General features: G+C 58.5%; 1 protein-coding gene. It reads right to left on the reverse strand.

Features of this window, described 5'->3' with window-relative positions; all coding sequences use genetic code 11:
• Positions 1–223: T6SS phospholipase effector Tle1-like catalytic domain-containing protein (locus Xsze_RS21690; RefSeq protein WP_244590099.1), on the reverse strand; the 223-nt coding region annotated here is incomplete at its 3' end.
• Positions 224–241 lie beyond the last annotated feature (18 nt).

Here is a 241-nt window from a genome sequence, read left to right on the forward strand (position 1 = left end):
CCGGCGGTTCCTTACCGCCGCTAATAATGTATTCCAGTCGCTGGGCTTTCCGTTTCTCTGACACGGCATCCTGCCTGGCTTTCCTCGCCTGTTCACTCTGCGCATAATGCGCCTTATCCGCGTCACGGTTAGGGGCGGCAAGAAAAAACGGCGTACTGAGTAGCGTCCCATCGGCGTAGCGTTCGATACGCCAGGCGGTCAGCCAGTCCATCTGGTTTTTCATGGCCTGCTCCAGCGCCAC

The organism is Xenorhabdus szentirmaii DSM 16338, assembly GCF_002632585.1.
GTDB classification, from domain to species: Bacteria; Pseudomonadota; Gammaproteobacteria; order Enterobacterales; family Enterobacteriaceae; genus Xenorhabdus; species Xenorhabdus szentirmaii.